The 20,918-nt window shown below is 65.8% G+C and carries 22 protein-coding genes; 12 read left to right on the top strand and 10 right to left on the bottom strand.

Annotated elements, in window-relative coordinates; all coding sequences use genetic code 11:
* Positions 1 to 253: 253 nt before the first annotated feature.
* Positions 254 to 415 (top strand): hypothetical protein, encoded by a 162-nt coding sequence (locus tag C489_RS22160; RefSeq protein WP_006431188.1) that lies wholly within the window; start codon positions 254 to 256, stop codon positions 413 to 415.
* A 95-nt stretch (positions 416 to 510) separates the two neighbouring features.
* On the top strand, positions 511 to 912 hold the full coding sequence (msrB, locus tag C489_RS10315; RefSeq protein WP_006431187.1) for a peptide-methionine (R)-S-oxide reductase MsrB: 402 nt from the start codon (positions 511 to 513) through the stop codon (positions 910 to 912).
* Positions 913 to 933: 21 nt separating this feature from the next.
* Here the strand turns inward: msrB and C489_RS10310 are convergent, their stop codons facing one another.
* Positions 934 to 3,336: an MEDS domain-containing protein gene (locus C489_RS10310; RefSeq protein WP_006431186.1), complete on the bottom strand. Its 2,403-nt coding sequence runs from the start codon at positions 3,334 to 3,336 to the stop codon at positions 934 to 936.
* Positions 3,337 to 3,657: 321 nt separating this feature from the next.
* Here C489_RS10310 and C489_RS10305 point away from each other — a divergent pair, with 321 nt between their 5' ends.
* Complete coding sequence (locus C489_RS10305) at positions 3,658 to 3,864, top strand: DUF2196 domain-containing protein (RefSeq protein ID WP_006431185.1); 207 nt, start codon at positions 3,658 to 3,660, stop codon at positions 3,862 to 3,864.
* Between the two features lie 236 nt (positions 3,865 to 4,100).
* A complete protein-coding gene (locus C489_RS22155) occupies positions 4,101 to 4,274 on the top strand; it encodes a DUF7556 family protein (RefSeq protein ID WP_169331185.1) in 174 nt (57 codons plus the stop codon).
* A gap of 33 nt (positions 4,275 to 4,307) precedes the next feature.
* Here the strand turns inward: C489_RS22155 and C489_RS10300 are convergent, their stop codons facing one another.
* Both C489_RS10300 and C489_RS10295 read right to left on the bottom strand, forming a co-directional pair.
* Complete coding sequence (locus C489_RS10300) at positions 4,308 to 4,964, bottom strand: ERCC4 domain-containing protein (RefSeq protein ID WP_006431183.1); 657 nt, start codon at positions 4,962 to 4,964, stop codon at positions 4,308 to 4,310.
* Between the two features lie 147 nt (positions 4,965 to 5,111).
* Positions 5,112 to 5,738, bottom strand: coding sequence for a phosphoribosyltransferase (locus tag C489_RS10295; RefSeq protein ID WP_006431182.1), 627 nt, complete (start codon positions 5,736 to 5,738; stop codon positions 5,112 to 5,114).
* 136 nt (positions 5,739 to 5,874) lie between these two features.
* Here C489_RS10295 and C489_RS10290 point away from each other — a divergent pair, with 136 nt between their 5' ends.
* The gene (locus tag C489_RS10290) at positions 5,875 to 6,651 is read left to right on the top strand and encodes an NAD(P)H-hydrate dehydratase (protein ID WP_049890781.1); all 777 of its coding nucleotides are present in this window, start codon (positions 5,875 to 5,877) and stop codon (positions 6,649 to 6,651) included.
* A gap of 216 nt (positions 6,652 to 6,867) precedes the next feature.
* Here C489_RS10290 and C489_RS10285 read toward each other — a convergent pair whose 3' ends face one another.
* Positions 6,868 to 7,545, bottom strand: coding sequence for a class I SAM-dependent methyltransferase (locus C489_RS10285; protein ID WP_006431180.1), 678 nt, complete (start codon positions 7,543 to 7,545; stop codon positions 6,868 to 6,870).
* 117 nt (positions 7,546 to 7,662) lie between these two features.
* Between C489_RS10285 and C489_RS10280 the strand changes: the two genes are divergently transcribed.
* The 3 genes from C489_RS10280 to C489_RS10270 all read left to right on the top strand — a co-directional run bounded on the left by C489_RS10280 (position 7,663) and on the right by C489_RS10270 (position 10,332).
* Positions 7,663 to 8,730, top strand: coding sequence for a pyridoxal-phosphate-dependent aminotransferase family protein (locus tag C489_RS10280; protein ID WP_049890780.1), 1,068 nt, complete (start codon positions 7,663 to 7,665; stop codon positions 8,728 to 8,730).
* 135 nt (positions 8,731 to 8,865) lie between these two features.
* The gene (locus C489_RS23040) at positions 8,866 to 8,955 is read left to right on the top strand and encodes a GTPase (RefSeq protein ID WP_449289382.1); all 90 of its coding nucleotides are present in this window, start codon (positions 8,866 to 8,868) and stop codon (positions 8,953 to 8,955) included.
* Between the two features lie 177 nt (positions 8,956 to 9,132).
* The gene (locus tag C489_RS10270) at positions 9,133 to 10,332 is read left to right on the top strand and encodes a redox-regulated ATPase YchF (protein ID WP_006431178.1); all 1,200 of its coding nucleotides are present in this window, start codon (positions 9,133 to 9,135) and stop codon (positions 10,330 to 10,332) included.
* A 78-nt stretch (positions 10,333 to 10,410) separates the two neighbouring features.
* Here the strand turns inward: C489_RS10270 and C489_RS10265 are convergent, their stop codons facing one another.
* On the bottom strand, positions 10,411 to 10,635 hold the full coding sequence (locus C489_RS10265) for a hypothetical protein (RefSeq protein WP_006431177.1): 225 nt from the start codon (positions 10,633 to 10,635) through the stop codon (positions 10,411 to 10,413).
* Between the two features lie 189 nt (positions 10,636 to 10,824).
* Here C489_RS10265 and C489_RS10260 point away from each other — a divergent pair, with 189 nt between their 5' ends.
* Positions 10,825 to 11,454 carry a hypothetical protein gene (locus C489_RS10260; RefSeq protein ID WP_006431176.1) on the top strand — a complete coding sequence of 210 codons (630 nt, stop codon included), beginning with the start codon at positions 10,825 to 10,827 and terminating at the stop codon, positions 11,452 to 11,454.
* Here the strand turns inward: C489_RS10260 and C489_RS10255 are convergent.
* The 4 genes from C489_RS10255 to C489_RS10240 all read right to left on the bottom strand — a co-directional run bounded on the left by C489_RS10255 (position 11,451) and on the right by C489_RS10240 (position 16,849).
* Positions 11,451 to 13,280 carry a carbon starvation CstA family protein gene (locus C489_RS10255; RefSeq protein ID WP_006431175.1) on the bottom strand — a complete coding sequence of 610 codons (1,830 nt, stop codon included), beginning with the start codon at positions 13,278 to 13,280 and terminating at the stop codon, positions 11,451 to 11,453. The genes C489_RS10260 and C489_RS10255 overlap by 4 nt on opposite strands.
* Before the next feature lie 216 nt (positions 13,281 to 13,496).
* Entirely contained in the window at positions 13,497 to 14,474 is a 978-nt protein-coding gene (locus tag C489_RS10250; protein WP_006431174.1) for an ArsA family ATPase, read from the bottom strand.
* Positions 14,474 to 14,770, bottom strand: a complete 297-nt coding sequence (locus C489_RS10245) for a hypothetical protein (protein WP_006431173.1) — start codon at positions 14,768 to 14,770, stop codon at positions 14,474 to 14,476. The genes C489_RS10250 and C489_RS10245 overlap by 1 nt, the downstream gene beginning before the upstream one ends.
* A gap of 129 nt (positions 14,771 to 14,899) precedes the next feature.
* A complete protein-coding gene (locus C489_RS10240; RefSeq protein ID WP_006431172.1) occupies positions 14,900 to 16,849 on the bottom strand; it encodes a hypothetical protein in 1,950 nt (649 codons plus the stop codon).
* A 156-nt stretch (positions 16,850 to 17,005) separates the two neighbouring features.
* Here C489_RS10240 and C489_RS10235 point away from each other — a divergent pair, with 156 nt between their 5' ends.
* Positions 17,006 to 18,247, top strand: coding sequence for a CobW family GTP-binding protein (locus C489_RS10235; protein WP_006431171.1), 1,242 nt, complete (start codon positions 17,006 to 17,008; stop codon positions 18,245 to 18,247).
* A gap of 67 nt (positions 18,248 to 18,314) precedes the next feature.
* Here C489_RS10235 and C489_RS10230 read toward each other — a convergent pair whose 3' ends face one another.
* A complete protein-coding gene (locus C489_RS10230; RefSeq protein WP_006431170.1) occupies positions 18,315 to 18,725 on the bottom strand; it encodes a hypothetical protein in 411 nt (136 codons plus the stop codon).
* Positions 18,726 to 18,860: 135 nt separating this feature from the next.
* Between C489_RS10230 and C489_RS10225 the strand changes: the two genes are divergently transcribed.
* Together C489_RS10225 and C489_RS10220 are read left to right on the top strand one after the other, a co-directional pair.
* Positions 18,861 to 19,088: a hypothetical protein gene (locus C489_RS10225; protein ID WP_006431169.1), complete on the top strand. Its 228-nt coding sequence runs from the start codon at positions 18,861 to 18,863 to the stop codon at positions 19,086 to 19,088.
* 86 nt (positions 19,089 to 19,174) lie between these two features.
* Positions 19,175 to 20,875, top strand: coding sequence for a spermidine synthase (locus C489_RS10220; protein WP_049890770.1), 1,701 nt, complete (start codon positions 19,175 to 19,177; stop codon positions 20,873 to 20,875).
* The last annotated feature ends 43 nt before the right edge of the window (positions 20,876 to 20,918 follow it).

Below are 20,918 nucleotides of genomic sequence, written 5' to 3'. Positions count from 1 at the left end.
CTCCGGCGACGATCCGAGCGCCGGTTCCGGCGGTAACGAGACCGATCCGGCCGGCGGCGGGCGCTCGGAGACGGCGGTACTCGACGAGGAGATCTCCGATCGAAACCGGATCGCACAGTCCACGTCCCTGTCACCCGTGGTTGTGTTCGCGATCGGTCGTCTCGCAGCGACCGGTCGCGGAACCCGTTGGGATCGGCGACGGTCGTCCGCAGCCGAACAAATACCTATGTGTGATTATAACATAGTTCGAGCCATGGTGAGCGATCAAATCACCCACGGACGGTCGCGGTGTCGGAACTGCGGGTTCGAAGCGCCGGGCGGGGACGACGAGTGGCGGCGGATCGAGGTCCCGAAACTGGGCCGGATGACCCAGTGTCCGAACTGCGAGAGCACAGACATCATTACCAGCCGGTGATAGCGACGACGGCGGCGACAGCGACGGGACGATACAGCCAGAGCACGGGGGTCCGTGCAGACAGACTCTTGAGTGTCTCGACCCTATCGAAACTCATGAGCAACGAGTCAGATCACGCCCCGACGAGCGACGACGAGTGGCGCGAGCGACTGAGCGACGAGGAGTACCGCATCCTCCGCGAGGCGGGCACCGAAGCCCCGTTCAGCGGCGAGTACGTCGACCACAAAGAAGACGGCTCCTACGCGTGTGCCGGCTGTGGCACCGAACTGTTCGAATCCGGGACGAAGTTCGAATCCGACTGTGGCTGGCCGAGTTTCTACGACGTCGACGACGATCGAGTCGAAACCCGGACCGACACCAGCCACGGCATGCGCCGGACCGAGGTGGTCTGTGCGAACTGCGGTGGCCACCTCGGCCACGTCTTCGAGGACGGCCCCGAACCGACCGGCAAGCGCTACTGCATCAACTCCGTCGCCCTCGAGTTCGACGACGAGTAACGGCGACGGTCGCGGCCGCGATCACGCGACGGGAAGCGTAAACGAAAACGTCGCACCCTCGCCGGGCTCGGAGTCGACCCAGATGTCGCCGCCGTGGCGCTCGACGATGCGCTGGCAAAGCGCGAGGCCGATCCCCGTCCCTTCGTACTCCTCGCGACCGTGGAGTCGGTCGAAGACGGTAAACACCCGCTCGTGATCCTCGGAATCGATCCCGATCCCCTCGTCCTGGACCGAGATCACCCACTCCCGACTTCGCCGTTTGGCGCTAACCCGAACCCGCGGCGGCTCCTCGCCCGAGTACGTGATCGCGTTACACAACAGGTTCTGGAACACCTGCCGCAACTGGCTGGCGTCGCCCTTGACCCGAGGGAGCTGTTCGGTCTCGATTTTCGCGTCGCTTTCCTCGATGTGGAACTGCAGATCCGCACGGACATCCTCGAGCACCACCTCTAACTCGACCGATTCGAACGGATTGCCCCGCGTCGAAACGCGAGAGTACTCGAGAAGGCTATCGATCATCTCGCGCATGCGCTCGGCCCCGTCGACGGCGAACTCGAGGAACTCCTCGCCGTCCTCGTCGAAGGCGTCGCCGTACCGGGCCTCGAGCAGTTGGAGGTAGCTCGTGACCATCCGCAGGGGCTCTTGGAGGTCGTGGGAAGCGGCGTGGGCGAACTGCTCTAAGCGCTCGTTCGACTCCTCGAGGGCTCGTTCGCGCTGCTTTCGCTCGAGTTCGTATTGGACCCACTGGGACATCAGGTGGTGGAACGTCCGCTCGGCGTCGGTAAACGCTCGGTCGTGGGCGTCCGAGGCGACGAAGAAGAACGTCCGATCGGGTTCGTTCTCGAGTTCGATCCGCGATCCGAGGTACGTTTCGACGCCGAACTCGTCGTAGGCGATCGCGTCGCCGAAGCCGGCGCGGACGGGGTCGGTTACGCCGGCGGTCGGCTCGTCGCCGACGGTCAACCGGCAGTAGGTCTCCGAGAGCGGTGCCTGCGCGCCGGGCGTGAAATGGGCTTGATTGTCGCTGACGGCCTCGACTTCGAACGAGTCGGTCGCCGGATCGATGCGCGCCAGCCCGCCGAGGTCGAGGTCGAACCGTTCGCAGCCCAGTTCGAACATGGCCTGTAGCTTCTCGTCGAACGAGCGGTCGGGGTCGGCCGCGATCTCGTACAGCGTCCGCTCGTGGAACTCCCGCTGTTCCTGCTCGAGTTGATACTTGACCCACTGGCCCAGCAGACGGTGGAAGGTCCGCTCGTCGTCCGTAAACGGCTCCGATCGCGGCTCCGGGGAGACGAAGAAGAACGTCCGATCGTCCCCGCCCTCGACGGGGACGTAGGTGCCGAGGTACGCTTGCAGCCCGAACTCGTCGTAAACGGTGCTGTCGCCGTAGCCGTCCGCACACGGCTCCGTTACGCTCTCGGCGCTCTCGATTTCGGTGACTGCGGTACAGTAGGTCTCCGAGAGCGGGAGTTCGATTCCGGGTCGGAACTGCCCGTACTCGTCGCTGACGGACTCGAGTTCGAACCGGTCCTCGTCGGCGTCGACGCGGGCCATCGCTCCGATCTCGAGGTCGAAGCGATCACAGCCGAGATCGAAGAGGGCCTGTAGCTTCTCGTCGAACGAGCGGTCTGGATCGGCCGTGATCTCGTTTTGCCGCTCGAGGTGGTGCTGGTTGTGCTGTAACTCGGCGCGGGCTTCGGTGCGATCGAGCAGCGTGCCCATCATCCGGTCGATTTCGCGCGCCGGCTGATCGGGCCCGAAGAACTCCTCTGGCGGCGTGTAATAGAAGTTCTGACAGACCGTCTGGTCGTAGATCAGGTGGGGGTGGGTCTTGATCACGTCGCGGACGGTTTCCGCGGGAAACTGCTCGCGGTTGTACTGACAGAGCGCGATCCCGTTTTCCTCCGGGAGGACGCGGTTGAGTTTTCCCTCGTACTCGATGAGCGCCTCGAGTGGCGGGTCGTCGCCGAACACCCACGTCATCTCGCCGGCGATCCGGAGTCCGGCGTACTCGTGTTCGGCCTCTTCGATCGCGTCGGCGAGGAACGCGATCATGTCGTCGGGATCGAATTCGCCGTGTCGGAGGTAGGAGTCCTGTGCGGTGTGCATCGTGAGCGCGCCCGACTCGAGCGCGCCGTCGACGTCGACACCGGCGTCGCGAAGCGCCGCGAGGACCGCGCCGGTCTCGTTTTCGTCGGCAATGTAGAGACAGCGCTCGCCGCGCTCGAGCCCCTGTTTGACGTACGGAATCACCGTCGCGAACTGCTCGGCTTGCGTCTCGTAGAGCAGGGCGAGATGATCGTACGAGTCGTGTTCGTCGACCGGTTCGACGGGACCGCGAAACTCCGGACTCGCTTGCAGCGCCTCGAGGCCGGTCTCGAGTCCGAGAACGTCGTCCTCGGCGGGTTGTATCGGTTTACTCATGTGAGATTGTTGGGTCGCAGTCGATCGTTCGGCACCGCTGTCACCCAGTTGTCGCGCGACCGTCAGATGGCGGGTCGGACGGCAGGGAGAGCGTGAGATTGTCGCTCAGCCCACGTCGGTTGCTACCAACAGAGACTGGACACAGTCGGATAAGCCATCCGGTGGGATACGATTCAGACGCTCGGACAATGGCGATACGGCGACCGGTTCGACGGCCGAGAACTGCTCGCAAGCGACGGATCGCGGCCTCGAGAGGGGCCCCGAACTGAACGGTCGAATGCAGGCACTACGTTTTTCGAGATACCCGGCCCACCACCATCTATGTCGAACGACCGACCGACCGCCGAGGAACTCCGACAGGGCATCACCGTCGAAATCGTCCAGGACGACGCGGACCCTAAATCCGAGGACACGGAGCCGATCATCGGCGAGATCGGAACGATCCACGGCGACGACCCCGAGGGACCGCACGTCAAACTCAAGAGCGGTGCCGTCGGGCACGTCCGGTCGGTCGTTGCTGACGAGTAACGCTCCTTCGGAGCGCTCGAGCCGAGAACGAGTGGCTTCCGCTCCGAAACGTGTGGTCGAAGGTCGCCTGACGACCCGACGATTCGGACGGGCAGTTCGCTCCTGCCGCACCCCCGTCTAACTTCTCTCCGATTTGATTTGGGATATACAGAAGTATATCGAATTTTCTCGAGTATTCAACCACCTATCCGGCACGTATCGATACATTCATGATCGGTGGCGTGTTATTTCCGACTATGATGCCCGAAGTAGGGTCGATCGGGAGCCGATCGGACGAGGCAGGAGATGTCGTCGCAGCCGTCGACGAGATCGACGGAAACCCGCATCTCGTCGTCGCGAACATCGCTCGGGACGACAGCTGGATCGCCATGAGCGAGGCCGACGCCGTCTCGCTCGAGGACTGCCGGTAGACGCTTCGGGAGGTACCAACGCCCACTTTTCTCTCACGGGCCGTCGTCTCGGAACGCGGCGTGAATCGTCTCCGCCCGGGTCGGCCCGATCCCGTCGATTCCCGTGAGTTCGTCGATCCTCGCCTCGAGCAGCGCTTCGACGGTCGGATACCGGTCGTACAGCGTCGCCGCGAGTTCGGGGCCGATCCCCTCGATACAGCCGTACATCCGCTTGGTCGTCGGTTCGCGCCGGCTGGGAACGGAGCCAACCGGAAGCTGCTGATTCGTCGGGTTCTCCGCGTGCTTTCGCCCGAGGCGGATCGCGAAGTCGATCAGGTGCGTGCGGTCCGTACAGGGGATGACCGGCACTCCCTGCCGGGCGGTGATCGATGCCATCGACCCCCGGATCGACGCCGGTGACACGTTCGTTCGGAGCGACTCGAGGTCGGCGAAATCCCCCTCGAGCAAGACGTACGAGTGGTCGTAGGCGGCGGCCATCCGCTCGACCTGATCCGCGAGGTCCGAGCCGCCCCGACCCATGGCGCTGGTGACGTAGTCGCGGGGCGTTTTCCGTTCGATACCGACCGAGTCGATCGCGAGGTCGCCGGTCGCCAGCCGTTCGACGGTGACCTCGATCACGTCGGGGTGGGACCGAACCGCCTCGACGAGCCCGGCCGGCTCCCGGTCGTCGACGGTGACGGCAACGCGCATAGGTCCCGTAGGAACTCGAGCGGTGAACGGGTGTCGGTCGCAGCGGGCGCGACCGGAGCGGTCTTTCTACGCCCCTACCGGGAACGACTGGATTCGCCAGCAGCATTCGACGGCGCGCGGCACCCCGTCGGCACTCGAGGCGGCCCCCTACTCCCGATCGAGGTACTCGAGGGCCTCCTCGTCGGTCACCTGCCCGAAATCGCGGTAGTACCGGCCGACGGCGCGGAAGTCGGCGGGCGTCTCCAGCGCGATCACATCGTCGGCCTCCCGCTCGAGGGCGTCCATCGACCGCGGGGAGCCGACGGGGACGGCCAGCCCGACCCAGTCGGCCCCGCTCTCCTGGACCTGTCGGAGACAGGCAGTTGCGGTCGCGCCGGTCGCGACGCCGTCGTCAACGATCAAGACTCGCTGTCCCTCCAGATCGGGCAGACCGTCCGTGTCGCGGTACCGATCCACTTTCTCGCGTGCGTTTTTGGCCTCCTCAGCCCGGATCTCAGCGAGGTCCTCCTCGGAGGGGCTCACCCGCTCGAGCAGGTCGTCGTTGTACCAGACGCTGCCGTCGCTGGCGACCGCGCCCAGCGCCACCTCCGGGTTGTGGGGCGCGCCCAGCTTGCGCGCCACGACCACGTCGAGGTCGGCTCCGAGCGCGTCGGCGACCGGCCGCGCGACGGGCAGGGCACCGCGGGGAATCCCGAGGACGACGTCGGCCTCGAGCCCGCGGGCCTCGAGGGCCGCTGCGAGGCGGTCGCCGGCGTCGGTTCTGTCGTCGAACATGGTCCGTCGGAACTACGACGGCAACGCACTATGGGCTTGCGTCGCACACGCCGGGGTCGCAAGCCGGATCGAGCAGCGATGGCGGACCGGAATTCGCCTGCCGAACGCCTACACGGCGTCGTTCGGGACGGTGCGTATGGCACGGCTCCAGCAAACGCTCTCGAACGTCTCGGAGGAGTCCGGACACGACAACGGCCGGGTCGGGATCGTCGCCGGGAGCGTCGCGTATCCGAACCAGCCCGCACTCGTGGGGCGGGCGGCGCTCCGGACGGGCTCGGATCACGTCCGGGCGTTCGTCGCCGAACCGATCTACGAGATCGTCGCGGGTCACTCGCCGAACCTACTCGTCGACCACTACGGGGACGAGGCGTTTTCCGACGGTGCCGTCGAACGGACCGTCGAGGTCAGCGAGTGGGCCGACGCCGTCGTGATCGGTCCCGGCCTCGTCGACGCCGAACCAGAGGCGGTTCGCGAGGCGGTCGAGCGCATCGAGGTGCCGACCATCATCGACGCGCTGGCGATCGAACCCGCCCTCGAGGCCGACCTCTCGAACGCGATTCTGACGCCCAGTGGCTCCGAGGACGATCCGATCTACGAGGCCTACGGCTCGCTCGAGGCGTTCTCCGAGGAGACGGGAGCGGTCATCGCGCTCACGGGAGACGTCGACGAGATCGTCGCCGAGGGCGAACGGATCGAAAACGAGACCGGAACGTCGGCGATGACCGTCGCCGGGACCGGGGATACGCTGGCCGGGATCGTGGCGTCGCTGCTCGGTCAGGGGATGGTCCGCCGCGAGGCCGCCGAACTCGGCGCGTGGATCCTCGGCAAGAGCGGCGAACTCGCGACGGCCGAGTACGGCTCGGGTGTCGTCGCGACGGACGTCATCGAGCGGATTCCGGATACGGTTCGGTAACGGGGCGGATCACCCTCTTCTTCGACGACCACGGCGGAACTCGTCGGCCGCTCGAGCCCGAAGACGGACCCAGCGTCGCGATTGGCAACTGGCAGCCGCGAGCGGGTCGCAGGAAAATCGTCGATCGGCACTAGATCTCCTCGAGTATGTCCGACAGTCCCACTGGCAGCGGCTCATCGGCTCCCACGGGTCCGTGGCGGTCCGATCGGAGAACCGCTACCGGATCGAGAACTCCCCGTCCCGCCGTCGGAGCCGCCCGCGGACGACCGGCGTCACCGGGAAGATTCCGACGCCGGTCCGCTCGATCTCGAGCACGCCGAACGCGTCGTGGCCGACAAAGCGTGCGACCGTCTCGCGGTTCAACTGACAGCCGCCGGCGGCCCGTTCCCACAGCGGCGTCAGCCGGTCTTGGGCCCGCGCGCGCCAGCCGTCGTTGCGGACGTGCTCGAGGAAGCGCAGTTCCCCACCCGGCCGCAGGACGCGGGCGACTTCCTCGAGCGCGGCGTCGGGGTCGCCGATGGTACAGAAGACCAGCCCGGAGAGCACGACATCGAAGCTGTCGTCGGCGTAGGGCAGCGACTCGCCGCGAGCGTCGCGGAGGGTGACCGACAAGTCCGTGCGCTTTGCCTTGCGGGCGGCCCGGCGTCGCCTGTTCGGGTCCGGTTCGACCGCGTGGTATGCGAGGTCGTCTCCGCCCGCGTCGGCGGCGTAGGGAAACATCGGGCCGCTGCCCGCGCCCAGATCGAGGACGCGCCCGGAGAGGTCGGCCGCGAGGTACTCGCGGTGCGGGCCGATCAGGAATCGATCCGGCAGCAACCGATCGTACAGCGCGGCGAATGCGGGATGGGAGATCGTCCGGTCGCCCGCAGCGCACCGTGGGTCAGGGTCAGCCATGGCGGACTCGGTGTACCCGACGACGGCCGGGTTGATACCCGTTTTCCCGGGCCCGCTCGAACGGGACCGGCCGTCGTCTCGAGTGGTTTTATGGCCGAACGCGCCGGTGTCCCGCGTATGAGCGACGATCGACTGCGCATGACCCCCGGGCCGACGGAAGTGCCCGCAGCCGTCCGCGAACGGATGAGCGAGCCGACGCCCAATCCCGATGTCGAACCCGCGTTCTTCGAGTTCTACCGCGACCTGACGGCCAAACTCGAGGCGATCTACGGCGACGACGACATCGCGATCCTCGGCGGCGAGGGCATCCTCGGTCTCGAGGCCGCCGTCGCCTCGCTGGTCGAACCGGGCGATCGAGTGCTGTGCATCGCGAACGGCCTCTACGGCGAGGGGTTTGCGGACTTCGTCGACATGGCCGGCGGCGAGGCCGTGGTCTGTGACGCCCCGTGGCGGGACCCGCTCGATCGCGAGCGAGTCGAGGCCCTGCTCGCCGACGAGTCGTTCGACGTGGCAACGCTGGTCCACTGCGAGACGCCGACGGGCACGGTGAACGATATCGAGCCCATTCTCGACGCGCTCGAGGAACACGGCGTCATTAGCGTCGTCGACGCCGTCTCCTCGCTCGGCGGGACGCCGGTGCCGACCGACCGGATCGACGTCTGCCTCGGCGCGTCCCAGAAGTGTTTCAGCGCGCCGCCGGGACTGACGGTCTGTTCGATCAGCGACCGCGCGTGGGAGAAGATCGAGTCCTTCGAGACCGACAGTTTGTACACCGACCTCGAGCCGTGGCGCGACGCCGCCGCCGACGAGTGGTTCCCCTACACGCACCTCGCGTCGAACCTGTACGGGCTCGACGCGGCGACCGACCTGCTGTGCGAGGAGGGCCTCGAGTCGGTCTTCGAGCGCCACGAGGACGCCGCCGCGCGCTGTCGCGAGCGGGCCGCGGATCTCGGCCTGTCGCTGTACCCCGACGAGGCGACGCCGTCGCCGACCGTGACCGCGCTCGAGGTCGGCGAGAGCGCGACGGCCCTGCAGCGAACGCTCGCCGAGAATCACGATATCGTCCTCGCGACCGGACTCGGCGACCTCGAGGACGATATCCTCCGCATCGGTCACATGGGTCACAACGCGCGCGTCGACCGCGTCGATCGGACGATGGACGCGTTAGCTACTGTTCTCGAATAGGCTCGAGTCGCGGGCGACTGCGGGTCTGACCTGTTCGTCGGATCAGCGAGAGCGGCGACGACGCTGTGGCAGGGATGGATATACCACGCGGCTACCGGACAGAAACCCGTTTAGGCCCCCCGTCCAGAAGGGATACTGAGTACGAGTTACCGGATCGGACTCGTCGGCAACCCCTCCGTCGGCAAGTCCTCCTTCTTCAATGCCGCCGTCAGCGCTCCGCACTGACGGATCGCAGAATCGCACAACGATTCTGCGACGGCGACGATGAACGACGTGCCCGAGAGTTCGGGATGACGGGGTGTCGAACGATCGAACGGTTCGAACAACTGTGTGGCAGGAGTACCCGTAGCACCCTGGAATCGGAACAAAACCCGTTTAGTCTGGCCGCTCGAGGGACGGATAATGAGTACGAGTTACCGGATCGGACTCGTCGGCAAACCCTCCGTCGGCAAGTCCTCCTTCTTCAATGCGGCGACGATGAACGACGTTCCCGAAGGGGCCTACCCGTTCACGACCATCGACCCCAGCGTGGGCGAGGCCTATGTCCGCGTCGACTGTGCGGCACCCGAATTCGACGAGGAGTGTACCCCGAACGTGGGGTACTGCGACCACGGGACCCGCTTCGTCCCGACGAAACTCGTCGACGTGGCCGGGCTGATCCCCGGCGCACACGAGGGCAACGGGCTGGGCAACCAGTTCCTCTCCGATCTGAACGAGACCGACGTGCTCGTCCACGTCGTCGACTTCTCCGGGCAGACGGACGCCGAGGGCGAACCCACCGAGGGCCACGACCCGCGGGACGACATCGCGTTCCTGGAAGAGGAACTCGACCAGTGGTACCTCGGCGTCTTGGAGAAGGGGATCAATCGATACGAGACGGGCTACACCACCGAGGACGACGCCATCGAGGAGGAACTCGCCGAACAGATGAGCGCGTTCAAGACGACCGAAGACGAGATCAAACGCCTCATTCGGCGCGTCGACGTCGGCTTCGATCCCGACGAGTGGGACGAGGACGACCAACTCGAGTTGGCCCGCGAGATCCGCAAGGAGACCAAGCCGATGGTCATCGCGGCGAACAAGATGGACACCCCCGAGGCGCAGGCAAACTACGAGGAGATCACGAACGACCCCGACTACGATCACCTGACGATCGTTCCCTGCAGCGCCCACGCGGAGAAGGCCCTCAAATCCGCCGACGGAGCCGGCGTCGTCGACTACCGACCCGGCGACGACGACTTCGAGATCACGGGCGACATCTCCGGCGATCAGGAACAGGGACTCGAGCAGATCCGGGACTTCCTCTCCGAGTTCGGCGCGACGGGCGTCCAGGCGGCGCTGGAAACCGCGCTCTTCGACGTCCTCGGGGTCACCCCCGTCTTCCCCGGCGGCGCGAACGGACTGGGGAACGAACGCGGCGAGGTGCTGCCCGACTGCTACCTGATCCCGCCGAACTCGACCGCGGAGGACTTCGCCTACAGCCTCCACTCCGACATCGGCGACGGCTTCCTGCACGCGATCGACTGCCGGACGAACCGCCAACTGGGCAGCGATTACGAGGTCGAATCTCGAGACGTGATCGAGGTCATCACGACCAACTGAGGCGACGGCACCGACGCACTGATCGCGAGAATTTGCGAGCGAACCGGGATATTCGATCCGACCGCCCCGAAGGTACTGCTACTGTCCCCAGACGAACCGCTGAGCGGCGTCGTCGAGTCGTCCCGCGAGCCCGGAGAGCCACGCGCCGGGCGAGACGGTCCGCAGTTCGTCCTCCTCGACCTCGATCCGCGCCTCGCCGTAGGGCTCGCGGTCGTTCTGTCCCTCCTCGTCGGTGCCGGCGTTCGCGACGTCGACGGCGACCGACATCGAACAGCGCCCGCAGGCTTCGCGGTCTTTCCCCATGTGAATTTAGGGCATGATATGCCCCAGTCGCACTTAAATCTGCTCGCAACGGGCCGGCCCCGTGCCGACGGACTTTTGCCCGCGACGTGGCATCTACCCACATGGAGACGGTCACTACTGCGACTCGCTGTCCCCGACGAGCGGCCCCACGAACGGCACCCGCTCGAGACCACGGAGGACTCGCCACCTATGTCTGACCGGGAGCCCGCATCCGAAGAGTCCCGTGGGACGGACTCGAGTACGGGAACCGAAACAACGGCCGTTCCCGACTGGGACGACGAGTACGTCGATCGGGTGAGCGACCGGCTGCTGCACAACTACGACCTAGAGAAGGATCGGGCGGTCGACGGCGAGCGGTTCACGCTGTACGGGCAGATGGACCTCGCGAGTCAGAAGCACTTCCTCCATCCGTCGATCTCGATCGCCGAGCACGAGTCGACCGAACACCTATTCGTCGATCGGGTCGACAGCGTCGACGACCGGCTGCTCGATCGGTACGTCGATCTCGGCCATCGGCTGGCCGACGACTGGATCGAGCCCGACGAGGAACACTACAGTACCGAGTTCACGTTCGTCGCGGTCGCACCGTCGATCCCCGACGACGTCCGCAGTCACGTCGCGGGCTTTTCCGACCGGACGCTGTTGAAGTACGGCTACAACGGCCACTACGAGATCAATCTGGCCGTCGTCGCGCCCGAGCCGGAGGACCTGGTCGCCAGCGAGAACGCCGATATCGCGACGGCCTTCCGGCTCTGGGAGGAGATCGAGCGGAAAGAAGTCGGTCTGCTCGGGCTGATCGCCCGACGGCTACAGCTTTAGTCGTCTTCTGTCGGCTCGCCGCCGTCCGCGGCGACCGCGTCGCCGCCGAGGCCGCGACTGGACTTGATGTTTCCGTAGCCCATGCGCAGCAGCGACAGCGCCAATCCGATCAGTGTCAGGTTGATCAGGATTTGGCCGCCGCCGGCGATCCACGTCCAGATGGTCGGATCACCCATGAGGAGCCGGCTGTACAGGACCTGATAGAAGGCGACCCACAACAGCCCGATGATCGTCACGACCGACATCAGTGCCAGCGGGACGCCCGTGCTGATCAGTTGCTTGCTCCGGTCCCAGTTGGCGAGCCAGACCGTGCCCGTCAGCAGCGCCAGCCCGGCGAGCAACTGGTTTGCACCGCCGAACAGCAGCCAGAGGTCCTCCCAGCTGCCCGTTCCGAGGAGCAGGAAGGCGGCGATGACGACGACACTCGTGTTGACGTACCGATTCGCACCGTATTCCTCGATCGATGTCTGTGGCGTCCCGACGAGTTCCTCGACCATGTACCGACTGAGACGGACCGCGGTGTCCATGCTCGTCAGGAGGAAACTGGCGAGTACCAGCGCCATGAACGGCGCACCGTAGCTTTCCGGAAGACCGAACGCGGTGAGGATCACGCCGCCGCCGGTCGCGAAGTTCGGCAGCGCCGTGCCGATGCCGCCGGCACCGGCGATCCCCGCGACGCCGATCGTACAGAGCGCGACGGTGGCGAGGAGTCCTTCACCGAGCATCCCGCCGTAACCGATCAGCCGCGCGTCGGTCTCCTTATCGAGCTGTTTCGCCGTGGTACCCGAGGAGACCAGCGAGTGGAACCCGCTGATCGTCCCGCAGGCGATCGTAATGAACAGCAGCGGGAACAGCGGCATCAGTTCGTACGACGCGTTGTCGCTGCCGAGTATGCCGTACCACGCGTCGATCTGGAAGGTCAGCGGCTCGCTGGTGGACGTGATGAACGTCCCCACGATGACGGCGAGTAACGCCCCGCCGACACCGGTGTACAGCAGGAACGACGAGAGGTAGTCACGGGGTTGCAGCAGCATCCAGACCGGCAGGACGCTGGCGAGGCCCCCGTAGACGAGCATCACGAGGACCCACGCACCCACGTTCGCGTTGAATCCCAGTTCGGGCACGAACCCGGGTGCGGTCTCGCCGAAGAGAACGATCGTGTCCGGTGCATTCGGGAACTCCGAGCCGAACAGCGCGATCGGATACTGGATCCCGACCCAGACCGTCGCGAAGATTCCGGCGACGAAGATGACCGTCCCGACCGAAAACGGGAGGTTCAGTTGGTACAGCCAGAATCCGAAGACGAACGCGAGCCCGACGTACAGCAGGCTCGCGGTGGCGGCCTGCGGGTAGCCGTTGAAGACGATCCCGATGACCAGTGCGAACACGGCCACGACAAGGATCGTCAGCAGGAACGCGAACCACAGCAGCATGTTCTTGCCCCGTTCACCGACGTACTCCCCGATGATGTAACCGATGGACTTCCCCTCGTGTCGCAGGCTGCTCGACAGCGAGACGAAGTCGTGGACCGCGCCCAACAGCGGGTTGCCGATGGCGACCCACAGTACGGCCGGGACCCAACCCCAGACCAGTGCGGCCGTAATCGGGCCGACGATCGGCGCGCCGCCCGCGATACTCGAGTAGTGATGCCCCAATAGCACCGGCTTCTTCGCCGGGACGTATTCCTGACCGTCTTGATACTTGTGTGCTGGCGTCTCTCGGCTGTCGTCGAGATTGACGAACTGTTGGAGGTACCGGCCGTACCCCACGTACGCGACCGAGAACAACACGAGCACCAGTGCGACGATCCAAATTACACCTGCCATGTTACTAACTCCCTAGCAGGTGGTTGCACGGGAGGAATATAAATATAATTCATTGTATTTCGGACTAGCGCCAAGCGATTTTTTGGTTTACCCTTATTTATTTGAGAATATAAGAGACACAGCACGAACACCCGAAATCTACCGTCGGTTCCCAGCGACACCGGGTCGTGGCGAGACACCACGTTTCTCCGTAGCCGACCGCGACGACTGGCTCCGTTACGTCGTCGGTGCCCGATCGCCGTCTCCGACCTCGATCGCGAGGTCCGCGGCGACGTCCTCGAGAATGCTGCCGCGGACTTCCTCGACGCGGGTCTCAATCGTCGCGGCGATCGGCACGTCGAACTCGCGTTCGATCCGCTCGAGGCGGTCGCGTTCGGTTGCGACTCGTTGGCGGAGATAGCGCGCGCCCCGGCCGTTTTCGTCGGGATCGGGCTCGGGCGAGAGGCGGTTGACCACGAGCCCCCGGACCGGTAGGTCGGCCTCGGCGAGCGTTTCGACCGAGCGGCGCGTCTCGCGGATCGAGAGCTCGTCGGGGTTCAAGACGAGGTAGAACGCGGCGTCCTCGCGGAGCACCTCGCCGGCGAACTCGAATCGCTCCTTGCGCTCCTGTAAGCGCGCGAGGATCGGATCGCCCTCCATCACGCGGCGCGGTTCGTTGTTGCCGATCGCGGCCTTCTCGAAGAGGTCGATGCTGCGCTCGCGTTTGTCCATCAGCCGGTCGATCCAGCGCTCGAGCAGCTCCGGGAGCGCGAGCAATCGCAGTGTCGACCCGGTCGGCGAGGTGTCGAATATGACCCGATCGTAGTCGTCCGCGGTGCGCATCACTTCGACGAATCGGTCGAACAGGGCGGCCTCGTAGGCACCCGGCGTCTGATGGGCCATCTCGAGTTGGATGTCGACCTCGTTGACCATCGTCGCCGAGAGCTGCGAGCCGAACTGTTGTTTGAGCTCCGAGAGGTGGTCCTGTACCTCCCGGTCGGGGTCGATCTCCATCGCCGAGAGCCCGTCATAGCCCTCGACCGGCCGCGGCTCGTCGCCGAACTCCTGATCGAACACGTCGGCGGTGCTGTGGGCCGGGTCCGTCGAGACCACCAGCGTCTCGAGGCCCGCATCGACGCACTCGAGGGCGTAGGCGCTCGAGACGGTCGTCTTGCCGACGCCGCCCTTGCCGCCGAAGAAGGTAAATTCCGTCATCAGAAGTGGTACTGGTGGCCTTTGCGTTCGATAATCGACTGCCGGTCCCACATCCGGCGCTCCCACGCTTGATACTCGTCTTCGAGGAACGGGAGGAGTTCGGCCGTGTAGTACGAAACCGGCGACGGGATGCCGAAGGCGTCGGGGAAACACGCCAGCATGAACGCGTCCTCGAGGTCCTCCGCTTCGGCCTCGATCTTCTCGTAGGCTGGGTGGGCGATCATCCCGTGATAGAGCCCGCGGAGCCACTCCTCGAGTGTGGCCCGGAACGTCGCGATCCGATCGGCCAATGTCATCGTCAATCATGCTCAGGGCCGGAGACAAAAATATGTCGCGTCCCGGCGGTGGCCGACTCACCGTCGCTCGGAATATCGAACCCTAAGAGCCAAAAACCGCACTTCCGGTGACCGCTGTTTTCGACTCGGTTACCGCGGCGGATGCGCGTAGCCGACCGAATGCTCGCCGTCGTATCGGAGCATAATGCTGCGGGCTTCCTCAGTGTCGACGGTGAACGAATCGCCTTCCTCGAAGTCGCCGTCGACCTCGTCGGCGATATCGATCTTGGTGCGGCCGTCGGTCGTCCAGACGCGAGCCTCGAGTTTCGACGCGGGGAGGGCATCGCCGCCCTCGTGCGTGACCGTCTCCTCGTCGAACGCCAGCTGGATCGACGGCTGCGCTCGCGTGCCGCCGATGCGAATGTCCTCGTCGCCCCAAACGGCGGTGGCGTCGGTGCCGACCGCCACGTCCTCGAGTTCGATCGTCGTCCCCGAACTGACGGTGTCGTACTCGTCGGCCCACTGCGTGGCCGCCGGCTCGTCGTCGATCAGTAGTTCGTACTCCGCGGCCGACCGCTCGGTCTCGTCTTCGAACTCGATAGTCGCCGAGAGCGTCTCGTTCTCGTAGTCGTACTCGAAGCGTACGTGGCCCGGCGGTCGGATACGGCTGCGAGCGATGCTGTCCTGCTGTCCGGTTCCCTCCCAACAGACGAGGACGGTATCGCCGGGCTGGACGTCCTCGAGCGTCGCCTCGTCGCCCGTGCTCATCGTCCCGCTCCACGGCTGAGTCGTCGCTTTCGGCTCGATGGTGTCCTCCGATTCGCGGGGTCGGTACCGCGGCCGTTCGTCGTAGGCGACGAGCGAAACCTTATCGCCATCGAGCGGGAACTCGTCTTCGTACTCGACTGCGAGGGTCTCGGTGTCGATATCGTAGTCGAACGCGAACTCGAACCGGCTGAGAATCGTCGTTCCGCTCGAGCTCCCGCCGAGTTGGTGATCGTGCTTGAGCGTGACAGAGAGGTTCGGTTCGACGTCGTCCGTGTCGATGACGATCGTATCGCCCTCCTCGAGGGTGCCGTGGCCGTCGGCCCAGATGTCGCGGTCGTACTCCTCGCCGCCGACCTCGAGCGTGAGGTCCTCGATCGGGGTCGGGTCGCCGCGCCCGACTTCGATTTCGAGGTAGTCGTCCTCGAGATCGAAATCGCGTTCGGCCTGAAGGAACCCGGGGCTGTCGTGTTCCCTGACCGCCCGTTCGGCCGCGAGGTCGCGCTCGACGGAGATGGTGACGAGAGCGCCGTCGGTTTCGACCGTCGGCTCGCCCGTCGTCGCGGTGTAGGCCAGGTCGCCTTTGAGCGTCTCGATCAGTTCGTCGGTGACCGCAGAGGCGTCCTCGAGTTCGACCCCGATATTCATCTCGAGGGTGTCCGGACCGAGCACGGTCATCGCTCGGGCGATGTATTCGACCGTCACGTCGCCCATGGAATCGGGGAGTTGCGAGTTATCGGCCGTCTGGACGGTGTAGCCGGCGCGACCGCCGTCGAAGAGTTCGAACCCGTCCTCGAGGACGGGTTCGGCGGCCAGCAGGCGCTCGGTCTCGCCCGCCTTCGCCGCGAACGCGTCGTCGACCGTGTCGTCGGCGTCGGCGATGACGGCGAGGGTCTCGGTCGCGGCGGCGACCGTGTCCTCGTTTTCGTGATAGTCGTACTCGACGCCGCCGTCGGTCTCGCGAGACTCGGCCTCGCCCTCGAGGTCGAACTCACCGGCGAGGACGGTGATCGGCATCGAAAACCCGTCGTCTCCCGTGTCGTAGACGAGGGCCTGTTTCGAGACGGATTCGGGATCGATCTGGAAGCGGCCGGTGGCCGGGGTGGGCTCGTAGGGTTCGTTGGCTTCCCGACGGCGCTCGTAGTCGGTTGCCGTGACCATCATCGAGTCCGACGCGACCGACGCCGGAAGGTAGTCGAGGAGATTATCGACTGCCGGCGAATCGGCGTCGCTACCCGACTGTACAGTCGTCGCGCCGACGGCGCTGCCTGCCATCGCGGCGGTGATCGTCGTGCCGATGCCACCGAGGAGGGTGCGGCGGGGACACTGCTTCATGCGAGCCGTTTTTCTTCCCATCGACACAAGTAGGTTTTCATTACTTTCTCGTTCAGTAACTTCTCCGGCGAGAATGTGGCGACGATTTCCGTCCTGCAAGTCGACGGCCCCACCTCGAGGCGACGCTTCTTGCCCCTCGAGTCACAACGCATTCCTATGCAATCGCCGATTCCGGTGACCGTCCTCTCGGGGAGTCTCGGGGCGGGAAAGACGACGCTGCTCAATCATCTCTTGCGAACGGCCGACCGCGACCTCGCGGTACTGGTAAACGACATGGGCTCGGTCAACGTCGATGCCGAACTCGTCGCCGAGGGTTCCGATCTCGATGTCGAGGGCGGGGTCGCCGAACTCTCGAACGGCTGTATCTGCTGTGAACTGCAGGACGACCTCGAGACGGCGGTCGTCCGGTTGGCCCGCGAGCGGGAGTTCGATCACTTGCTCGTCGAGTCCTCCGGCATCTCGGAGCCCGCACCGGTCGCCCGGCTTTTTACCACGTCCTCGCGCGTGGCCGCCAGCTACGACCTCGACGCGCTGGTGACCGTCCTCGACACGCGGCTGTTTCTGGACGCCTTCGACGGCGACGAGGTCCCCGAGCGCCGCGGGGAGGACGGGGATACCGATCGCCCGCTCTCGGATCTGGTGATCGAGCAACTCGAGGTGGCGAATCTGGTCCTGCTCAACAAGACGGATCTCTGTACCGACGCGGAACTCGAGCGGGCGGAGGACCTCGTCCGCGCGCTCCAGCCGACGGCCGAGACGATCCGCACGACGTTCAGCGAGGTCGACCCGGACCCCATACTGGGCGTCGACCTGTTCGACCCCGGGCGGATGGGCGAGTTAGCGGGCTGGCAACGGGCGCTGGCCGACGACGGCGACGCTGCACACGGAGACGAACCGAACGACCACGACGACCATCACGACCACGGACACGACGACCATCGCCATCCGGACGAGGTCTATGGCGTCGACTCGTTCGTCGTCCGGGAGCGCCGCCCGTTCCATCCCGAGCGCTTCGCGTCGTTCCTCCGGGACCTCCCCGACGATATCGTCCGCTCGAAGGGGACGGCGTGGATCGCCGGCCGCGACGTGAAGATCGACATCGCTCAGGCCGGCCCCTCGGTTTGCGCGACCGTCCGCGGGCCGTGGATCGCCGCCCTCCCCGAGGTCCAGCGGGAGCTGTACCGCTCCAATCGACCCGACCTCGAGTGGCACGACGACCACGGCGACCGCCGGACGGAACTGGTCTTCATCGGCACCGATCTCGCCGCCCACGAACCGACGCTTCGCTCGCGGCTCGCGGACTGTCTGGTCACCGACGACGAGTGGGAACGAGCCGCCGAACTGTCGAACCCATTCCCGAGCGAGGCCGACGAGGACGTCGTGCTTCGCGAGCCCTGATCGCTGCCGCTGCCCGCGCTCACCGCTACTTGGTCTCACTCCTCCTTTCGCCCGCTCCACCACACCCTCAGCCAAGTTCGGTTTCGATCGTCTCGAGCGCTCCCTCGAGTTCGCCGTTTCGCTTCCACGCGGCGATCCGATCGCCGAACGGCAGCGGCGCGGCGAGTTCGACCGCCGACCGGATCGTCACTCGAGTCCGCCCGTCGTCGACGGGCTCGTACTCGAGCCACGTCTCCATGTGGGAGAAGGGGCCGTGTTCGCCCTCCTGCGTGTAGTAAATCACGCCGTTACGGTCCTCGAACCGCAGCGGGAGTCGGATTCCGGGGCCGCTGGCGACGACGATCGTCGCGTCGGCTTCCGCCTCGACGCTCTCGACCGTAAAGCTCCCTTCAGCTTCGACGATCGCCGCCGGCTCGAGCCACGCCGAGAGGTCGGCCGCGGTCACGTCGAGCACTCGCGACGCCGTCACCTCGCGCATAGTGACCCCGTGCCGCCGAACCACTATAAAAACCGCTGGGACGGCGGTCTCTCGTCGCCGAGACGTGATCCGCGCCACCGGTCGCCGGTATCGCGCACGGAAACCACTAAGTGACCCACGTTCCCCTCTCTTGGCATGGCCGAACCCGACGGCGAACCGGACGACGGACTACAGGAGGGCCTCGAGTCCTCGCAGGGTAATCCGCGCGTCTTGCTCCTCCTGAACGCCGTCCTCTCGACGCTGTTCGCGCTGTTGTTCGTCTGGGGGGCGAGCCGCATCGACATTCTCGTGTTCACGCCCACGAGCGTCGCGACGGTCGCGCTCGTCGTCTTTTTGCTCACGCACGTCGTTTCCCGCCCCTGAGGAGCTGACCGGGACGCGATTCGGAGTACCGGCGACTGTCGGGGTGAGGCGACAAGTTCTCATCGCGGGCCCGCCACTGTCCGATAATGAGCATGCGGCAGCTGTCCGCCTACCGGCCGACCAAACCCGACGTCGCAGTGTTCGTCTCCGGCGTGACCAGCATGGGGCTGGAGATTCTCGCGGGCCGGATCATCGCCCCCCAGTTCGGCAGCAGCATCTACACGTGGGGAAGCATCATTACCGTCTTCCTCACCGCGTTGAGTCTAGGCTACTGGCAGGGCGGCAAGCGGGCCGAGACGGCGTCGAACCGTCGCATGAGTTGGATCCTGCTAGGAACGGCGGGCTACGTCGCGATCGTCGTCTACGCGAGCGATCAACTCCTGCTCTCGGCCTCGGCGCTGCCGCTGCCGGCCCGGTACGCGTCGCTGCCCGCGGTCCTCATCCTCTTCGGTCCCCCGACCTATCTGCTCGGGTTCATCAGCCCCTACTCGGCCGAACTCTCGATGAAGGAGGGCACCGGCGAGGCGTCGGGTCACGTCTACGCCCTCGGGACGATCGGGAGCATCGTCGGCGCGGGCGCGACGACCTACCTCCTCATCCCGGTGCTCGGCATCGACATGATCGGCCTCCTGTTCGGAATCATCCTCGTCGGGACTGCGTTCGCGCTTACGCTTCCCGCCCTCACGCCGAAACCGGCGGCGGCCAGCGTCGCCGTCGCCGTGTTGCTCGTCGTTGCGGCCGGCCTCGGCCCGGTCGCCTTTGACCACCGCGGCGACGTCGTCTACCAGACCCAGACGGCCTATCAGGAACTCGAGGTCATCGACGACGGCGATACCCGGACGCTGTATCTCGACGGGGCCCGCCACAGCGCGATGGATCTCGAGGAGCCCGACCGACACGTCTTCGAGTACACGCGGTTCTTCCACCTGCCGATGCTGATGGTCGACGACCCCGACGAGGTCGAAGACGTGTTGTTCATCGGCGGGGGCGGGTACACCGGCCCGAAGGACTTCGAGCGCAAATACGACGTCGACGTCGACGTCGCCGAACTCGACCCCGAAGTCTCGCAGGCGGCCAAGGACTACTTCGATCTCGAGGAAGGCGAGAACATGACCGTCCACACGGAAGACGGGCGGCAGTTCCTCCGAGACACCAACGAGAAATACGACGTGATCGTCCTCGACGCCTACCAGAAGGATCAGGTTCCGATTCACCTGACCCAACTCGGGTTCATGGAACTGGCCGAGGATCGACTGACCGAGGACGGGGTCTTCCTCGCGAACGTCATCGCCGCACCCAGCGGTGCCGGCTCGGAGTTCTACCGCGCGCAGTACAAGACCATCGACGAGGCGTTCGCGTCGACCTACAGCTACCGAACGTCGAACTGGGACTCGGTCCAGAACATCGAGGTCGTCGCGACGAAAGCCGAGACCGACTTCACCGAGGCCGAACTCGCCCAGCGAAACGAGAACCGCGACCTCGGGATCGACCTGAGCGGCGAGGTCAACGCCTCTCTCTCCGAGCCCGAGACCGACGACGTGCCGGTACTGACCGAAGACCACGCACCCGTCGACAGCCTGCAGGCGTCGACCGTCGGACAGGAGTACGTCATCGAGCAGACGGGCGACGAGGAGACGAGCCCAGAACCCGCGTCGATCGCGGCCGGCTCCGCACCCGCACTCGCACGACCCGCGCCGGAGCCGGGCGGACCGGGAACGGGACTCGAGTCAGTCGCACCCGATCCGGCGGCCGTCGGCCCGGCGGCAGCGGAGCCGGCGTCGACGTAGCCAGCCACAGGGGCGCAGCGACGGAGCAACGGAGCCGCGCGAC

The sequence above is a fragment of the Natrinema versiforme JCM 10478 genome (assembly GCF_000337195.1).
In the GTDB taxonomy this organism is placed as follows: Archaea; Halobacteriota; Halobacteria; order Halobacteriales; family Natrialbaceae; genus Natrinema; species Natrinema versiforme.
This window is presented reverse-complemented; position numbering and strand designations above follow the sequence as displayed.